Below are 18651 nucleotides of genomic sequence, written 5' to 3'. Positions count from 1 at the left end.
TCACAGTTACTGTTTTTCAAATCGTTTGAGGATAAAATCAATCCGGGTAATGATCGAACTCAGTTCCTTTGACGCCTCCTCCGTTTGTCTGACGGAAAGACTCAACTCATCTGTCGAGGCAGCAACTTCCTCCGTCGCCGCAGCATTTTCCTCTGACAAAGCAGAAAGGCCTTCAATAACCATCAATACGTTGTCTTTTTCACTTTTCATCCCATCATCTGCAAGCATGAGCTCTTGAAGAGACGCTCTCATTGCCGCTAACCTCTCCTGAAGCAAATGATATTGTTCGCCTGTTTCATCCATCTTAACAGTTTGATTTGCCATTTCGCCTGTTAGCGACCGGATGGATTCACCCGTCTTTTCGTTGAGCACACTCAACCGACCCATTTTTTCATTAATTTCCATCGAGAACACCTTCGTCCCCTCTGCAAGCTTTCGAATCTCCGCAGCAACAACAGCAAATCCTTTTCCTGCTTCTCCTGCTCGGGCAGCTTCAATGGAAGCATTCAGTGCGAGAAGATTCGTTTGTTCTGCTATGGTGTTAATTTCAACAGTCGCTTTCGTGATGTCGTCAGATGTTCTCAGACTTTCAAGAGTATTTTTCTCTGTGTTTTTGACCGTGTCCTGGGAACGTTTATTGATTTGAGCAAGATCTGTCATGACCTGATTCGTATTGTTTGAAAACGTTAAAACTGCATCCAAATCTATATTTAAACGATTGGCAAGACGGTTATTTTGATCAATGATCGCACCGAGTCCTAATAAAGAAGCCGCACCTTTCTCTGTTTCAGATGCCTGATTCGAAGCAGCCTCGGCAATCTCATTGACCGTTACAGCCACTTCATCCGTCGACTGCAAGGTACGGGAAGTCATGCCCTTGACAACGTCGACCTGTTCCTCGATTTGCATGGAAACATCCTTAAGCAGCGACTGAAAAAACTCCCCTTCCTCTTTAAGTGCCAATACCAGTTCACTTCTGACAAGATGACCGTTCAATAGCCGTATATTCTTTTTCAAAATCTTCTTGCGGATTGGAGCCTTTGATTTCAGCTCAATGTCTATCCCGCAAACACCAATCAATCGACCTTTTTTAGTAACAGGAACTGCACATGAAGTCATGAGTCTGCTTTCGCCTTCAACCTCGTAAAGAAACGGGTCCAGCACGGTTAGTTCTCTGTTTTCCAAAGGAGATTGGTAAAATTCTTCTTTTTCGACATCCGGAAGGATAGTTTCTTTGAATGTATCCTTCTCGCGATACACATAGGATGTATACCTTGACGCCCCAAGTAAACCAGGCTCAATCACGTACCAGACACCTAAAAAGTGATGATTCATCTTCAGATACGCCTCTGCTTGATTTCTCAAATGATCAGCCTGAATAGTGGTCCTGAGCAACTCTTTTCGCATAGACTCCACGATTTCTGAAGCCTCGTCGATAATCACATAGTCAGGCAGTTTTTCTTTTTTTAAATCAGCGAAAAAAAACAATGTTCTTCTTCTCTCCACAAACAGTACAACAGATGCCGCGATTATTACCATAATTGCTAGAAACTCCATCATCCGTACTCCCCTTTCTTCTCATACAAGTTCCATGATATTTTCAAGCATTAGCGGTTTATAATAATAATATCCTTGTATGGTAAATGCTCCTCTCTCACAGAGGAAATCGACTTGCTCCCTCGTCTCAGCCCCTTCTGCAACGATTGACAGATCCAGTTTGTCAGCCAGCGTAATTATCAGTTCCGTGATCTCTCCATTATCCGTCTCCGGAATTCCACTGATAAATGATCGGTCAATCTTCAGCTCATTCACTTTGAACTGCCTCAGATAAGATAACGATGAGTAACCCGTCCCGAAATCATCGATCGATACTTTAACTCCGAGTTGATGAAGTAGAGACAGTTTTTCGATACACGTTTCTTTATGATTAATTAAAGTATTTTCTGTTATTTCTATTTTGATTAGTTCAGCAGGAACACGGTATCGCTCAAGACTATCCTGCAATTTACTGATCAAAAGCGGATCATTGAATTGAACAGCAGAGACATTGATTGAAATGGGCAGGGATTTACCTGAATCGATCAGCACCCGGTTCATTCGGATCGCCTCCTCCATAACCCAGTCACCGATCGTCAGCATCAAGTTGTACTTTTCAGCTACCGGAATAAACTGATCAGGCCTGATCGGCTGACCTTCGTGTGTCCAGCGGATCAGTGCTTCAAATCCAATGATGGTTCCGGTTCGTGCATCAACTTGAGGCTGAAGTGCAAGGGAGAGTTCCTGACGTTCGATTGCAAAAGACAGCCTTGTATAGAGTCGGTATTCTTCTTCGCTGCGGTCCTTCATCCCGTCCTCATAAAAAGAATATTTCTTTTGTTCGCTGTTTAATTTATTGTAGTTCAATGCTGTGATCGCAAATTCAGTAAGTTGATGGATCGAAGTTCCAAAGTCAGGGTATGTTGCGATTCCAAAACGCAGGGGTAAATACACCTCTTCTCCCTGAACAAGATAGCGTCGGTTCAAGTAAGCTACCATCTCCTTAAAGTGAAACAATATATCCTGATCACTTTCGACAATTTTATAAATTAAAAATTCCGAAGTCGATCTTCCGATGATGTCTTCTTCCCCGGTCACTTCCCTTAAACGTTCACTTAACATCATAAGCAGATCATTAATAAACGCTTCACCCTTAGCATTGAAGATCGTGGACAGGCCGTCAATATCACAGGCAATGATGCAGGCAAATACATCAGGCTTCTTTTCAATCATTTCTGCAAACTCATCAGATGCACGGTCTTTATGCATGACACCCGTCACATCATCATACGTTTGCAAATTATCCAACAGCTGCATGATTTCATTTCGGTCTGACACATCTTCAATTATGCCAAGATAATACTTTTTTGATTTGTGAGTAATCACCCTTACAGATATTTGGTAATCTCGAGTAAGAAGACTCGTTTCCCAGCTGATTGCCTCAACAAGCTCGATCAGCTCGTTGCGAAATCGGTCCACATCCAGAATTGCAAGTACTGATTTAGGCTTCCATCCTTTGCGCTCCTCATAATGACTGACAAGTTCATCGGATGCCTGGTTTTGATAGACGAGATGCAAATCACTGTCGACAATAAAGAAGGCCTGATTGGTCTCAGCCAAAACCGCAAGCATTAAACGCAGCTCATTCTGCGTTTGCATATGATTGTCTATTTCGAGTTTTAGTTCGTCGTTCCTGATCCGGAGCTCATCGACATATTCATGAATACTGATGCTCATTTCCGAGAGCGTCAGGCCCAGCGATCCCACTTCATCATGCCGACTGAGAATCGAAATGGGAATATCAAATCCAAGTTCGGTGTCTTCGCGCCCCCGAATTGTTTCATCCAATTCCACGATCGGAGACATCATATGCTTGGCCGTGACATAGGCTAAACCGATGACCAAAAGTCCAACAGCAGAAACAATCAATACAACGTTCATCAGGAATCCTCGTCCCATCGCAGTCACTTCTCTGATCTCCACAGAGGATATCACCTTCCACTCCGAAGACTCGGTTTCATGCAGAAAATAATAATGAGTCTCATCCGCAACAGGTTCTTCCGATTCAGGATCTGCAGTCTCGTGCATTTCAATGACTTGTTCTGATCGTCCGAAAAGGGGATCGTAAATGACTGAACCATATTGATCAAATACGGATACTCTGCCTGATTCACCGATACCATACCCCGAAAAAGCATTGACCAGCTCATCTAAAGTAAGATCGAGTCCCACAGCCCCTGCCGGATATCCGCCCTGATCTTTAATCACCTTTGACACCGTTATCGCGAGTGTTCCTGTTTGAGCATCAATATACGGTTCGGATACTACCACCTTGTCCTCGTTAACGGTTTGCCGGTACCATTCACGATTTCCAATAATCAGATTTTCCGGACCTGTATCTGCTATGTTCGAAACAAACTGATTTTGGTCCTCAAGTGCCAGGTATACTAAATGAACAGCCTCCAAAGGAGCAACACTGGTGGCTAAATCTCCCACAATGTCGTCATACCCCTCCCATAAAGTCACGTCTGATCCATCCGGTTCTCGATTTACGAACTCTGTAAACATTCGATTATTCGCCATTTCTTCGACAAGAATTTCATGAATGCCGATAAAATGATCAATCGACTGTGTGACAAGTGTTCCTTCAAGTTCAAGTTGCTCATAAAGCATCGAACGGTTTTGTGTATTCACATAAGAACCTGCCAACCACACAATAAATAGAGCATTCAGCAGTATTACCACTATGACAAGACCGATGATTTTTTTTACAAAAGACAACTTGTGGAATAGATCAGACATATTTGTTCTCCTTTCCTGAGACCCTGCCAAAATTCATTTACTCTTTGAACCGATGTTAATTGCCGGATCGTATCTTGACTCCTGAAATCTATTGCTATCGTAAACATTCCTTCTCTACAATACCTCTACACATTTTCATTAGCGCCATCACCGTTTCAAATTTGAGGACTAGGAACGGGTCAGCATCGAGGTACCAAAAAAGCCCTGAGCATATACACTCAGAGCTGTTTCGCATGAATAACTGTCCGCTCACCGCCACTCTCTTTCTTAACGCAGAGCACCCTTAGACAACTGAAACAAAAAAGCTGATCTTTCGTTTATCTCGAGCGTTCTATACTATAGAGGATGCCTAAAGAGAACTGAAACCCGAAACCGATTGAGCCTGCTCATCAACCGGCTATTCAAAATGAATAGACAGATTCAATTCTTTATATATAGATTTAATCTTGACACATTCCTCAATAGCCTTGCTCATATCGGAAAACCTGGTCTGAAACGATATCTGTTCAATCACCAAACTTTTTGGACTGTACTGATTTCCTTCCACATCTGTAATCAGCAACACCAGATTATCTTCTCTCATCGTTTCACCTCCCTGAACTTTCTCCTTTTACTGTACATCCTCTTCCTATACAAATCCTTGTTGCATACTATCTCTCCAATATATTTTACGTATGTCCATTCAAAGGAACTTGTAGAGAATTTGTAGATTTTGTTCGATTACACTGTAAGTAAAAGAGTAGGGGTGCGATAAAAATGAATGTATTAATCGTAGATGATGACCCAGTTATAATCGGTACGCTTGGAACCAGCCTGTATTCGTACCATTCAGTCAAACATGTTTCCAGTACCGAATCACCAAAAAATGTGATGAATATTATTAAAAACAATCATGTCGATGTAATATTTTTGGATATTCACATGCCCGGAATTGATGGCATGGAGTTAGCAGAGATCATTCTTGAAGAAAACCCCTCAATTGAAATTGTATTTATCACCGCCAGTTCAGATTATGCACTAAAAGCATTCGAAGTGAACGCCATTGACTATATCGTCAAACCCGTCAACATTGACCGGCTTTCGAGAACGATTCAAAGACTCGAGAAGATCAAGCAAATTGAACCAAAAAAGAATATATCAAAGCATATCGATATCAGTGTCGCCAATGAATTTTCCCTGAGTCTTGGCAGTAACAGGCATGTGTATTTCAATTGGCGTACATCCAAATCACTTGAACTGTTTTTATACTTACTTCATCACGTTGATAAGCCCGTTCCGAAAACCCATATCATCGATGTCATTTGGGAAGGAACCGAAGACAGCAAAGCCTCTCAGCAAATGTACACCACGATTTATCATATTCGAAAAATCATCAGTGAATATAGTGACTTTATGAAAATTATCAATAAAAACGGCTGCTATATGCTGCAAACAAATCATTGTCGCATCGATCTTTTCGACTGGTACAAAAAGATTACCGCAATGCCTCCATTGACAGAACAGTCGACGATTGAATATTCCAATATTTTGCATGCTAATAAAGGGTCTTATTTATCCTCGTATCAATATTTATGGGCTGATTCAAGAACGGATCAATATGATCAGTACTGGATTTCAATCGCTTTATCTCTTGCTCACTTTTACTTTCGACGCTTCAAAGTTGCCGAAGCAAAATACTGGTTCATTAAAGTGACCGAACGGGATCCGGTGAACGAAGAAGCTTATTTTTATTTGATGAAGCTCGCCCATTACGAGTCCAATGAAGCCAAAGTCGAAGAATATTATCTTGAACTCACGAAAAATCTGGATGAAGAACTCGGAACCGAACCGGGAGATGAGATTGCTGATTGGTATTTGGAATGGAGAGTCGGACGCACTATTAATAATTAACCATCATCAGATGATGCCAAGGAGGTGTTCCCATTGAGAAAAAAATCCAATTATTCACTTCAGGATAAAAAAACTGCCATTAAACAAGTATTAAAAGAAGGAGAGTCCGTTATCAGTGTCTCTCAAAAGATGGGGATCCACAGAGATACCCTTTACCGCTGGATAAAGCGTTACAAAGCAGGCGGTGCAACAGAGCTGATCGACAAACGCATTACATCTGATCTTGCAATTGAACCTTCACAGAGCGATATTAAGGAAGTCCAAAAAGAGATTGAACAGCTGAAGAAAGAACTGATCGCCCTTAAGAAGTCCCCTGTGCGCAGTATAGAATAGGTAAACGAATAAGTAACACAGCAAGAGACCACTCAGGAAAATCGGGTGGTCTTTTGCTGTGGAACGAACTGTATGCAATCGAGTGAGACTGGATGGCAGTCAGGCTATGTAATCGTCGAGTCACGTCCTTTGAGATTTTGTATAGTTTTTGTTCAGTCCGCTCGATTATGATCATTTATGATCATTCCTTTAATGAGCAAATGTTGTCATTATGTATACTTTGTATCTCGCAACAAATAATTTCATAGGGGGAAAAAGCATGAAAAGTAAAAGCAGTATCCAACGTAAAATGTTTGTTTTTGTCATCTTGGCTGTTGCCGTCATATTCACAACATCTTATTTAAATTATTCATTTGCAACATCCGGGCTGGAAATTCAAATTGAAGAAAAAATCAATGCCACTGTCGAAAATGCCATTCAGGACCTCGATTCGAGGCTCCATAACCATCAACTCATCGGAGAAAGTGTTGCTGCTTCGGCTGGAGAACTGAAGAATGGCCTAAGCCGTGATGAATACTATGCATTACTTGGCAGAGCCACCGCTTTGAATGAGGATACCCTTGGAATCGGCGTCTGGTTTGAACCTTACGCATACGATGATGATATTGAATTCTTTGGACCCTATGCCTTTGAAGAAGATGGTCAAATAATTTATACCGACGAGTTTGAAGATCCCGCATATAATTTTCATACGCACGACTGGTATTTAGCCGGCCTCGAAGCTGAGGACATAGTCTGGACTGAACCTTATTTTTCCGAAAGTCTCAACGGAACACTGATCACCACGAGTTTTCCGATGTTCAGCAACACAGGTGATATTCTCGGAACGGTCTCGAGTGAGGTGCGTATTGACCAGCTAAAAGAGCTTGTGAAATCCATTGACACAGGTTATGACAGCCATGCTTTTCTCCTTGATGCCAACGCACAGTTTCTGGTTCATACTGATCATTCAGAGACAGATGACACCCTGATGTCTCTCTCTGAAGATCAAGACCTTGCCGCCCTCTCGTTACACTTGTCCGATTCAGGAACAGGCGTAGTCGAACTTTCATACAGAGGTGATGATTCATCTGTATATTATCAATACCTTCCAAGACTCGACTGGACACTCGGAGTTGTTATTCCACATCATGATATGTACGAAGAACTCGGTACATTGATGATTCGGATCGCTTTGATATCGATCACTATGATTATCCTGTTTCTCGTGTACGGCTATCTCTTTTCAAGAAAACTGACACAGCCTCTGATACTGTTAAATAATAAAGTCCGAGAAGTCACTACAGGTGATTTATCTGTGACGATCGATCCTGTCAACTCAGACGAGATTGGAGAACTGACAGTGAATTTTGACCATATGGTAAAGAACCTCCGGACTGTCGTCGGTTCCGTCAGAAAATCGATCGAAACCGTATCAGATGCCACTGAGCAACTGAGCGCAGTATCGGAAGAAACCACCGCTACTACTGAAGAAATCAGCCGCTCCATTTCTGAAATGGCCGACGGAACGAATGAAGCGGCCTCTCATGCAGAGCGGACAAATGAAACGACTCTCTCTTTATCCGACCAACTTACCATCCTTGTAAAAAAGGCCCAACAGTTGGCAAGACATGCATCTGCGATGCAATCACTGAATGACAAAGGAATAAATCAGATGTCCAGATTACGAAGCCAGTCACAGCACTCATCGAAAATCGCACAGGATGTCGAAAAAGTGATTTCCGGATTCAATGAAAAAATGAATCTAATTGGAGAAATCGTTGGGTCGATCGGAAAAATCTCAGAACAGACAAATCTCCTTGCACTTAATGCTTCCATTGAAGCTGCCCGCGCAGGTGAACATGGAAAAGGGTTTGCCGTGGTCGCTGATGAAGTGCGTAAACTGGCTGAAGAAACTTCTAATTCAGCGAAAGATATAACGAATTCAATAACGATTTTACAAACGGAGGGCAAAGAACTCGAGAATTGGGTATTTTCTTCAAAAGAAACATCTGATCAACAGTTGGAAGTTGTAGAAGAAACCATCAGTGCTTTTGAATCCATTGCCAAAGAAAATGTGGAGATGATAGAAACAACATCGACTATCATCGCTGAAATTGACCATGTTGATACGTATAAAAACAATGTCGTCGATGCCATCGGTCATATCGCCGCAATCATAGAAGAAAATGCAGCTTTAGCCGATGCGGTCAACGGCTCAAGTGAAGAACAGCTGAAAGCCGTTCGTTCCATAGTGGAGTCCGCTGAAAACCTCAGGCTCTCAGGGGAAGAACTTCAGCATCTGATTAAACAGTTCTCAACGGATTAACAAACCCTTTCTAATTTCGAACCTTACAGCTCTCTAGCCACGTCTGATGCCTGTCAGCAGGCATAAAGAGCTGTTTTTCTTATTTGAACGCTACTGATTTGTTCAGTTACACCACACAAGGATCCGAGGTCGTTAAGCACTGGATAGTTGACGAACGCATTTTGACTGTCATCGGTTTCAGAAAATATATTCTTACTAGTATCGCGCTAACCGTTCATACTTTAAAACAGTTCTTGATCACATCCCCTCTCATTTCCTGATTTCAGGCCCTTTATATCGATACATCTACATTTCCCTTTTTTCACGCCTGACCCGGTCTGGCGTCTAATAGATTTTTCTCATGAATTGAAGCCGGGCTGCGATGTCAGGGATCACCCGGCAGGTCACGTACCGAGCTCTTGTATCACTTTGACAGGAGCCGCCCATTATGACGAATTCACACGCACCAGCTTCCAAGGCTTACAATTTTCCCTCTATAATCCAACTTCCAATTCGAAAGAATATCGATAATCTCATTTAGCGCTGTATGAACAATGATAATTTGAAACCATACTTTTCCGTTCAAGAAAACGTATGAGACTTGTTACTGTCATTTGCGAAGATTGAGCCTCTCTTTCTCCTGCAACAGTCTTGGCCCTTGGAACTTCTGATTTCGATACCTATGGACCCGTTTTGTTCTATTGCCGCATGACGGACATTTTTGCTTTCTCTTCTCTGTGCAAAGGTCCGCTCGCAGCGTCTGCTCATCTTCGTAAGAGACATCCCAAACCTTCACGTTCCCGTCTTTAATCCCCAACATTCCTATGATAAAGGGAACACCACCACATTCATTATAGAGCCGGATTTTTGACGCTTAATTCGAGTAGGAGGGGGGGCTTCACAGCCCCCGTCCCCTCACACCACCGTACGTACGGGTCTCGTATACGGCGGTTCAGTAAGCTGAGTATGCACGCTCGTAGAGTTGGCTTAGGTCTTTAAGGCCCCAACCTGCGAGCTTTTCTACTTTTATGGCTTTATGAAGAACGTGATTAAGCGATGCTCTCCAGTACCCTTTTCGAGTATTCGCCATTTTCTAGGCTTCTTCAGATTCGATTCCGTATTTCATAAGGTTTCTGTATCGGGTTTTCACTTGCCTCCACTGTTTCCAAATCAGTTGCCTTAAACGATGATGAAGGAAAAAGAATTTGCTTGATTTCTCCTCGTGGCGTATTTGAGCTTTTCCTTGAAGCGTTTCTTAGAAGCCTGTGAGGGCCTGCATTTTGTTTCGTTATTTATTTTATGGAGACAGAATCCGAGAAACTTTCTTTTCATCGGTGAGCCAACAGCACTTTTTTCCTCATTCACTTTCAGTTTCAGTGTATGTTCGAGAAAGTCTGTTGTATTGCGGAGCACGCGCTCCGCAGCTCTTCTGCTCCTTACATAAATGCAAAGTCATCCGCATACCTGAATAAACCGGTGGCCTCGTTCTTCAAGTTCTTGGTCCAGTTCATTCAAGTATACATTGCTCAATAATGGGGAAAGGTTGCCGCCCTGAGGCGCTCCGTTGTTAGATTCGTTCCAGTTAAGACCCTCCATAATGCCACTTTCGAGAAATTTCCAGATTAACGTCAGAATAACAGGGTCTTCGATCATTTCCTTAAACACATTCATCAGTTTCTGGTGTGGGATGGTATCGAAGTACTGTTCGAGATCCACATCGACTACAAATCGATATCCCTCGTCGTAGAAAGCGGCCGCTTGCTTGATCGCTTGTTTCGCGTTTCGCTCGCGTCGAAATCCATAACTGTATTCGGAGAAATGTGGATCAATGATGGACTCAATCACCTGAAGAATGGCCTGTTGGACCATACGGTCCCTTACTGTCGGAATTCCGAGTTCACGCATTTTCCCGTTCCCTTTAGGGATTTCCACTCTTTTCACTGGTAACGGTTGATAACTGCCGTTCCTGATCTTTTGTATGAGTGGTATGGCGTATTTCCTTACATGGTCTTCCAGTTGATCGACTGTCATACCATCCGTACCCGGTTTTCCTTTGTTTTGAATCACCCGGTTCATGGCCATATTTAAGTTTGCCGGGGTTACTACCTGTTCAATCAAATGCATACCTCTTTCAACTCCTTTCTTTTTCCAGCTCGCTACACGCTTCTGCACACTCTCCCGCTTCCAGCGTATCCCTCTGCAGACAGCCGTTTTCTCAACGTTTTCTGTGATCTTCGCAATGCTGCCAAATCCATTTGTTAAAAGACACTCATGTTCCACCCTTCATCCCCGTTGGGGATTACTATGGCTTCTGCTGACTTCTTGCAATTCAGCTTCATATCGCTAATCCGCTTGTTCCTGAAGGATGTTACATCCTTATTGTCGGGAACCCTTGCAAGACCTCCCGGGGTAAGCACTGTCTCCTTCATCCTATCGCCGCCATATTTACACAGTGGGGTTCGGGCAGTATCGGACTTTATCTTGTCTGGCAGACTCATCCGCCCCGACTGTGCCTGATATGATTCGTGTTCCTCGGTACAGGAGTTTGTCGCCGGCTTCCTTCAGATTCCACCTCACGGTGGACACCCTTGCCATTGACTAGTGGTTCCTACTGCCAAGCCCACAGGAGACTTTCACTCCCAAGATACAGTGCATGCCCGGCACACCAGCAAAACAGCGTCAGGAAATCCTCAAGATCTCCTGACGCTGTCCTATATTGTATTCCTTCAAATTTTACTTCTCTTTCTTAAATCGACCATTCTGTTGAACCATCATACCACCGATCATCAAGAGCATCAATCCAGTAATGACCATCAACCAGCTGTATGTCGATCCTGTTTGAGGAAGGGTCTGGGCGGAAGGTGGGCTGCCGCTCATCACTTCCTGCTCACGATCTTCCTCACTGCTTTGTTTCTCTTCTTCCGCAACTTCCGGAGTACCGGAGCTTTCGTTCTCTAGGGTCTCATCAATTCCAGGAGTCTCTATAACTTCTGTTTCCGGATTCTCGTCCGTTCCTTCATTAGAAGGGGGTGTTGTCGAACCTGATTCCGGTGGATTCACCGGATCAGTTGTTTCGGGAACCTCTGTTGATTCTTCGACTTCTCTTACATTCAGGACATCCAATTCAATAAGCGTTTCTTGAAGTGTGTTTACAGTAAACACAATCGGTGTTTCATCTAGGATGTAACCCTCTGGTGCTTTTGTTTCAACGAATGAATATTCGCCATCCGATAACCCATAAATGAAAACCTGCCCATTTTCGTCTGTACTGTGCGCTGATGAAATGACTTCTCCATCTTCGTTACGCAATTCAAAGACGGCACCTTCAAGACGGTCTCCTTCTTCATTCACCTTGGTTAACGCAACGTTTGCATTTGATTCAATAACCCCGATCGTATGATCATCGTCATCGCTCACTTCAGGTGCGTCCGGGTCTTCCGGTGTTCCACTTACCGTCGCCAAATTATACAAGCTGCCGGCGTTTAGGTCTTCCTGTGTCACTGTATAAGCCGCTTCAGCGACAAGGACTTGGCCTGGATGCATCGTAATCGCATCACCGTCTTCGAGCGTTTCATCATCAATCGTGAGATACGTGATGGCAGATAGCCCCGTTAACGGATCTGTGATCACTACGTCTGTCAATGTCACATTTCCCGTATTCGTTGCCGTGAAGGTATAAGTGACGTCTTCTCCGACCACTAATGCATCTCTGTCTGCCGTTTTCTCAAGTGCAATTGCCGGAGTTTGTTCGCCTGTGATCGTATGATCATCGTCATCGCTCACTTCAGGTGCGTCCGGGTCTTCCGGTGTTCCACTTACCGTCGCCAAATTATACAAGCTGCCGGCGTTTAGGTCTTCCTGTGTCACTGTATAAGCCGCTTCAGCGACAAGGACTTGGCCTGGATGCATCGTAATCGCATCACCGTCTTCGAGCGTTTCATCATCAATCGTGAGATACGTGATGGCAGATAGCCCCGTTAACGGATCTGTGATCACTACGTCTGTCAATGTCACATTTCCCGTATTCGTTGCCGTGAAGGTATAAGTGACGTCTTCTCCGACCACTAATGCATCTCTGTCTGCCGTTTTCTCAAGTGCAATTGCCGGAGTTTGTTCGCCTGTGATCGTATGATCATCGTCATCGCTCACTTCAGGTGCGTCCGGGTCTTCCGGTGTTCCACTTACCGTCGCCAAATTATACAAGCTGCCGGCGTTTAGGTCTTCCTGTGTCACTGTATAAGTCGCTTCAGCGACAAGGACTTGGCCTGGATGCATCGTAATCGCATCACCGTCTTCGAGCGTTTCATCATCAATCGTGAGATACGTGATGGCAGATAGCCCCGTTAACGGATCTGTGATCACTACGTCTGTCAATGTCACATTTCCCGTATTCGTTGCCGTGAAGGTATAAGTGACGTCTTCTCCGACCACTAATGCATCTCTGTCTGCCGTTTTCTCAAGTGCAATTGCCGGAGTTTGTTCGCCTGTGATCGTATGATCATCGTCATCGCTCACTTCAGGTGCGTCCGGGTCTTCCGGTGTTCCACTTACCGTCGCCAAATTATACAAGCTGCCGGCGTTTAGGTCTTCCTGTGTCACTGTATAAGCCGCTTCAGCGACAAGGACTTGGCCTGGATGCATCGTAATCGCATCACCGTCTTCGAGCGTTTCATCATCAATCGTGAGATACGTGATGGCAGATAGCCCCGTTAACGGATCTGTGATCACTACGTCTGTCAATGTCACATTTCCCGTATTCGTTGCCGTGAAGGTATAAGTGACGTCTTCTCCGACCACTAATGCATCTCTGTCTGCCGTTTTCTCAAGTGCAATTGCCGGAGTTTGTTCGCCTGTGATCGTATGATCATCGTCATCGCTCACTTCAGGTGCGTCCGGGTCTTCCGGTGTTCCACTTACCGTCGCCAAATTATACAAGCTGCCGGCGTTTAGGTCTTCCTGTGTCACTGTATAAGCCGCTTCAGCGACAAGGACTTGGCCTGGATGCATCGTAATCGCATCACCGTCTTCGAGCGTTTCATCATCAATCGTGAGATACGTGATGGCAGATAGCCCCGTTAACGGATCTGTGATCACTACGTCTGTCAATGTCACATTTCCCGTATTCGTTGCCGTGAAGGTATAAGTGACGTCTTCTCCGACCACTAATGCATCTCTGTCTGCCGTTTTCTCAAGTGCAATTGCCGGAGTTTGTTCGCCTGTGATCGTATGATCATCGTCATCGCTCACTTCAGGTGCGTCCGGGTCTTCCGGCGTTCCACTTACCGTCGCCAAATTATACAAGCTGCCGGCGTTTAGGTCTTCCTGTGTCACTGTATAAGCCGCTTCAGCGACAAGGACTTGGCCTGGATGCATCGTAATCGCATCACCGTCTTCGAGCGTTTCATCATCAATCGTGAGATACGTGATGGCAGATAGCCCCGTTAACGGATCTGTGATCACTACGTCTGTCAATGTCACATTTCCCGTATTCGTTGCCGTGAAGGTATAAGTGACGTCTTCTCCAACCACTAATGCATCTCTGTCTGCCGTTTTCTCAAGTGCAATTGCCGGAGTTTGTTCGCCTGTGATCGTATGATCATCGTCATCGCTCACTTCAGGTGCGTCCGGGTCTTCCGGTGTTCCACTTACCGTCGCCAAATTATACAAGCTGCCGGCGTTTAGGTCTTCCTGTGTCACTGTATAAGTCGCTTCAGCGACAAGGACTTGGCCTGGATGCATCGTAATCGCGTCACCGTCTTCGAGCGTTTCATCATCAATCGTGAGATACGTGATGGCAGATAGCCCCGTTAACGGATCTGTGATCACTACGTCTGTCAATGTCACATTTCCCGTATTCGTTGCCGTGAAGGTATAAGTGACGTCTTCTCCGACCACTAATGCATCTCTGTCTGCCGTTTTCTCAAGTGCAATTGCCGGAGTTTGTTCGCCTGTGATCGTATGATCATCGTCATCGCTCACTTCAGGTGCGTCCGGGTCTTCCGGTGTTCCACTTACCGTCGCCAAATTATACAAGCTGCCGGCGTTTAGGTCTTCCTGTGTCACTGTATAAGTCGCTTCAGCGACAAGGACTTGGCCTGGATGCATCGTAATCGCATCACCGTCTTCGAGCGTTTCATCATCAATCGTGAGATACGTGATGGCAGATAGCCCCGTTAACGGATCTGTGATCACTACGTCTGTCAATGTCACATTTCCCGTATTCGTTGCCGTGAAGGTATAAGTGACGTCTTCTCCAACCACTAATGCATCTCTGTCTGCCGTTTTCTCAAGTGCAATTGCCGGAGTTTGTTCGCCTGTGATCGTATGATCATCGTCATCGCTCACTTCAGGTGCGTCCGGGTCTTCCGGTGTTCCACTTACCGTCGCCAAATTATACAAGCTGCCGGCGTTTAGGTCTTCCTGTGTCACTGTATAAGTCGCTTCAGCGACAAGGACTTGGCCTGGATGCATCGTAATCGCATCACCGTCTTCGAGCGTTTCATCATCAATCGTGAGATACGTGATGGCAGATAGCCCCGTTAACGGATCTGTGATCACTACGTCTGTCAATGTCACATTTCCCGTATTCGTTGCCGTGAAGGTATAAGTGACGTCTTCTCCAACCACTAATGCATCTCTGTCTGCCGTTTTCTCAAGTGCAATTGCCGGAGTTTGTTCGCCTGTGATCGTATGATCATCGTCATCGCTCACTTCAGGTGCGTCCGGGTCTTCCGGTGTTCCACTTACCGTCGCCAAATTATACAAGCTGCCGGCGTTTAGGTCTTCCTGTGTCACTGTATAAGCCGCTTCAGCGACAAGGACTTGGCCTGGATGCATCGTAATCGCATCACCGTCTTCGAGCGTTTCATCATCAATCGTGAGATACGTGATGGCAGATAGCCCCGTTAACGGATCTGTGATCACTACGTCTGCCAATGTCACATTTCCCGTATTCGTTGCCGTGAAGGTATAAGTGACGTCTTCTCCGACCACTAATGCATCTCTGTCTGCCGTTTTCTCAAGTGCAATTGCCGGAGTTTGTTCGCCATACACGATCGCATCATCGTCATCATTTACCGGGGGCTCTCCTATTCCAGGAACACCCTCTCCAGAAGCTGTATTTATAATTTGTCCAGCTTCTACATCTTCAGCAGTGACTGAATATAAAGCTCTCATTTGTAGATATTGACCGGGCTCCAATGTCACTTGACCATTCGTAACAGTATTACCTGTCGATTCTCCGTCAGAGTTAAATACAGCGTAGCTCGTACTAAATAATCCTTCTTTATCATCAGTTATTCCTACATTATACAGAACGGAATCTCCTGTATTAGCTGCTCGGATTATATACTCGATGACATCACCAATTTCATTATATCTATCTTCGCTTAGGTTAGATATAGATGTTTCACTTTCTGAAAATCCTGTTACTGATAAAGGTGCACTTGGACGACCTGGAGCACCTGGAGCACCTGGACCACCATTTTCACTTGCTTGCATTACCTTAGCCGACTTTTCAACCGTTAAATCAGGATTAGCCGCTTCGGGTCTTACTCTGAGACGAACTAAGTTGGATTCGATGTAGCTACCCTGATTTGTACTTAATGCAAATGAATTAACTGCTTCATCATTGAATGATAAGGTGTCCGTATCTTCAACATAGATCGGTACTTCTATAGTAATTAACTCGTTGGTTCCGACCGTGTTACCATCACTCAGCACGATTTTAAATCCTCTTATGCTTCTGTAATCGGATACCTCCGTTGTCCAGCCTGACTGTGCTTCATATACCGCAGCATCTCCGACAGGGTCATCGGTATTGTAATAAACTGTGAATTCATCAGGGACTTCAATCGGCCCATCGAGTAAAACCGGGTATTCACTGTTTCTGTTTAATAGAACACCATTATTATTTTTGACTAACCTCTGATCTCCAACTCGAGGTAAGGCATCTATCAATGAAAACGAGTCTAAGTCACGATCTGAACTGTTCAGAACAATCAGTTCATACGCCCCCGCTCCATCAGGTACCGTCAATCCACTATTTGGATTCGATACAAAGGCTTGATCTAAGGAACCCTTTACCCGCTTTGTTATAACTGTTTCTCTTGGCGCGGTGTAAGAGAACGTTGCCTGAGCGTGAGCGATGCGCTCCTGGGTGTTGCCATCACCATCAATATCCATGGAATCAGCTCGTGAGTTAACCGGCTTTATGTCCTCATTATTTTCCCATATCATATATACATCGTTTCTATTGGTACCCTCTTGGGCTAATGCAGTAATTCTTGTTTGATAATTTATGACGAAGTACTCCATTCTTTCCCCATCTGAGAATCTCCCTGGAGTTAAGTTCCCAGGAATCGAGTCTGAGAACGTCCACTTTACAGCTGTTCTTCCGGTATTTTTATAATTCTCAATAACTTCAGGGTCAGGCCATATATATGCACTCTCTCTTTCCGGATGATCAGATGAGTAACCGATCCGCGAACTGCCTTGAACGTATTCGACGCCTCGAGGCAATAAATCCAAGATGTACTGTGCCTCTATTGAATCATCTGTGTGAACAGCGTTCACTGCCGGGGAGAACACTCTTATGCGGTAATTAACTATATCTCCAATAAATCTCGTTGCAGTACCTCCGAACCTGTCTTTAGCTACTTGTACCATAGGATCGTAAGGCGTCAGGAAGAAATAATCTTGATCACTCTCTACCATGGTTGTATCACTTGGAAGGCCTTCGAATCCCGTCGTTAATTCTGCATAATTCCAGAGTCTGTTTGTATCGGCATTTTCGTCAAAAAAAACATTTTCAGGGTCTTTCAATTCTACAACTACAGACATTTCAAAAAAATTAAAACTTTGACTCATGTAAGCGCCATCCAATGACTCAAAAATGAACTCTACCGTGTCTTCTGGCATATCTATCGATAATAAACCATCATTTGGCATCGTTACATCCGTTACAACAACTTCGGAGGTCCCATCTTCTTTTATGGAGATTAAACGAAATGCACCTTCAAACATCGTGTTTGTTGGAAATACGACTCTTTTAAACATCATTCGTTCATCTAAATCAAAATCTCTAATTTGGATATTGTTCATGTTTACTGTGGCATTGTTTCGCATACGGATCTTATAGGTAAACTCTTCTGATTTTTCACTGTCTAAGTCTAAAATCATCCTTGGTTCAGGCGATTCCTGCTGGCCAGCTATGGCACCATCTACAATTTTATCGAACAGTGGTCCTAAAGGCTTGTCGCCAAATTGGAACGTGATGGGGTCTTCGCTGACCACGTCAGGTTCATCCAAATCTTCAGGAGAATTAAGTGGAACTGCAGTTATTTCAGCCCTGTTCGTTACGTTTGTTCTGATTGCCTGCCCGGGAAATCTAAGTTTCAAATTTGGAACTTCTACCAGTGCGCCCGGAAATCGATAACTGCCTTCAGGCGAGATGAACGTAGCTGTATGATTCTCTTCATTATATATCCATGCCGGATTAGCCTCTTGATCGAATACAGCTCCAGTGGGTAACGTGTCTACGATAGTAAATGTTTCGTAGAATCTACTTCCCGTTTGATTTGGTCTGCTCGGACCACTGGAGTTCATTCGAAATCTAAAGTTTACATACGTATCACTATTTGGATCGATTCTTGTAGGATCATTCGGATCCAGTCCCAATCCATATACTTCAACACCATTTCGAGATTCGAAACGAATAGTGTCCCCAAATGTGGTTTGAACCGATTTTTCCAGTCTCGATTCACCTACGTTATAAGTAAGCTCTAACTCTTGAGATTCGTTTA

At 44.2% G+C, this 18651-nt stretch carries 9 protein-coding genes; 3 read left to right on the top strand and 6 right to left on the bottom strand.

Annotation, left to right across the window (positions count from 1 at the left end; translation table 11 throughout):
* Window positions 1-6: 6 nt before the first annotated feature.
* From BSEL_RS04565 to BSEL_RS04555, 3 genes are all read right to left on the bottom strand, one after another.
* On the bottom strand, window positions 7-1560 hold the full coding sequence (locus tag BSEL_RS04565; RefSeq protein ID WP_013171829.1) for a methyl-accepting chemotaxis protein: 1554 nt from the start codon (window positions 1558-1560) through the stop codon (window positions 7-9).
* An 18-nt stretch (window positions 1561-1578) separates the two neighbouring features.
* Entirely contained in the window at window positions 1579-4230 is a 2652-nt protein-coding gene (locus tag BSEL_RS04560; RefSeq protein WP_177304812.1) for a bifunctional diguanylate cyclase/phosphodiesterase, read from the bottom strand.
* A gap of 505 nt (window positions 4231-4735) precedes the next feature.
* Window positions 4736-4921 carry a hypothetical protein gene (locus BSEL_RS04555; RefSeq protein ID WP_013171827.1) on the bottom strand — a complete coding sequence of 62 codons (186 nt, stop codon included), beginning with the start codon at window positions 4919-4921 and terminating at the stop codon, window positions 4736-4738.
* 173 nt (window positions 4922-5094) lie between these two features.
* Between BSEL_RS04555 and BSEL_RS04550 the strand changes: the two genes are divergently transcribed.
* The 3 genes from BSEL_RS04550 (at window position 5095) to BSEL_RS04540 (ending at window position 8869) form a co-directional block, all read left to right on the top strand.
* Window positions 5095-6228 (top strand): response regulator, encoded by a 1134-nt coding sequence (locus tag BSEL_RS04550; protein ID WP_013171826.1) that lies wholly within the window; start codon window positions 5095-5097, stop codon window positions 6226-6228.
* A 33-nt stretch (window positions 6229-6261) separates the two neighbouring features.
* Window positions 6262-6561, top strand: a complete 300-nt coding sequence (locus BSEL_RS04545; RefSeq protein ID WP_013171825.1) for a transposase — start codon at window positions 6262-6264, stop codon at window positions 6559-6561.
* A gap of 259 nt (window positions 6562-6820) precedes the next feature.
* The gene (locus BSEL_RS04540) at window positions 6821-8869 is read left to right on the top strand and encodes a methyl-accepting chemotaxis protein (protein WP_013171824.1); all 2049 of its coding nucleotides are present in this window, start codon (window positions 6821-6823) and stop codon (window positions 8867-8869) included.
* A gap of 589 nt (window positions 8870-9458) precedes the next feature.
* Here BSEL_RS04540 and BSEL_RS18270 read toward each other — a convergent pair.
* The 3 genes from BSEL_RS18270 to BSEL_RS16970 form a co-directional block, all read right to left on the bottom strand.
* Complete coding sequence (locus BSEL_RS18270) at window positions 9459-9668, bottom strand: transposase family protein (RefSeq protein WP_041581748.1); 210 nt, start codon at window positions 9666-9668, stop codon at window positions 9459-9461.
* Between the two features lie 632 nt (window positions 9669-10300).
* Window positions 10301-11128 (bottom strand): reverse transcriptase domain-containing protein, encoded by an 828-nt coding sequence (locus tag BSEL_RS17980; protein WP_232970495.1) that lies wholly within the window; start codon window positions 11126-11128, stop codon window positions 10301-10303.
* A gap of 453 nt (window positions 11129-11581) precedes the next feature.
* Entirely contained in the window at window positions 11582-17032 is a 5451-nt protein-coding gene (locus BSEL_RS16970) for a DUF7507 domain-containing protein (RefSeq protein ID WP_177304811.1), read from the bottom strand.
* Window positions 17033-18651 lie beyond the last annotated feature (1619 nt).

It is taken from the genome of [Bacillus] selenitireducens MLS10 (assembly GCF_000093085.1).
Taxonomy (GTDB): domain Bacteria; phylum Bacillota; class Bacilli; order Bacillales; family Salisediminibacteriaceae; genus Salisediminibacterium; species Salisediminibacterium selenitireducens.
This window is presented reverse-complemented; position numbering and strand designations above follow the sequence as displayed.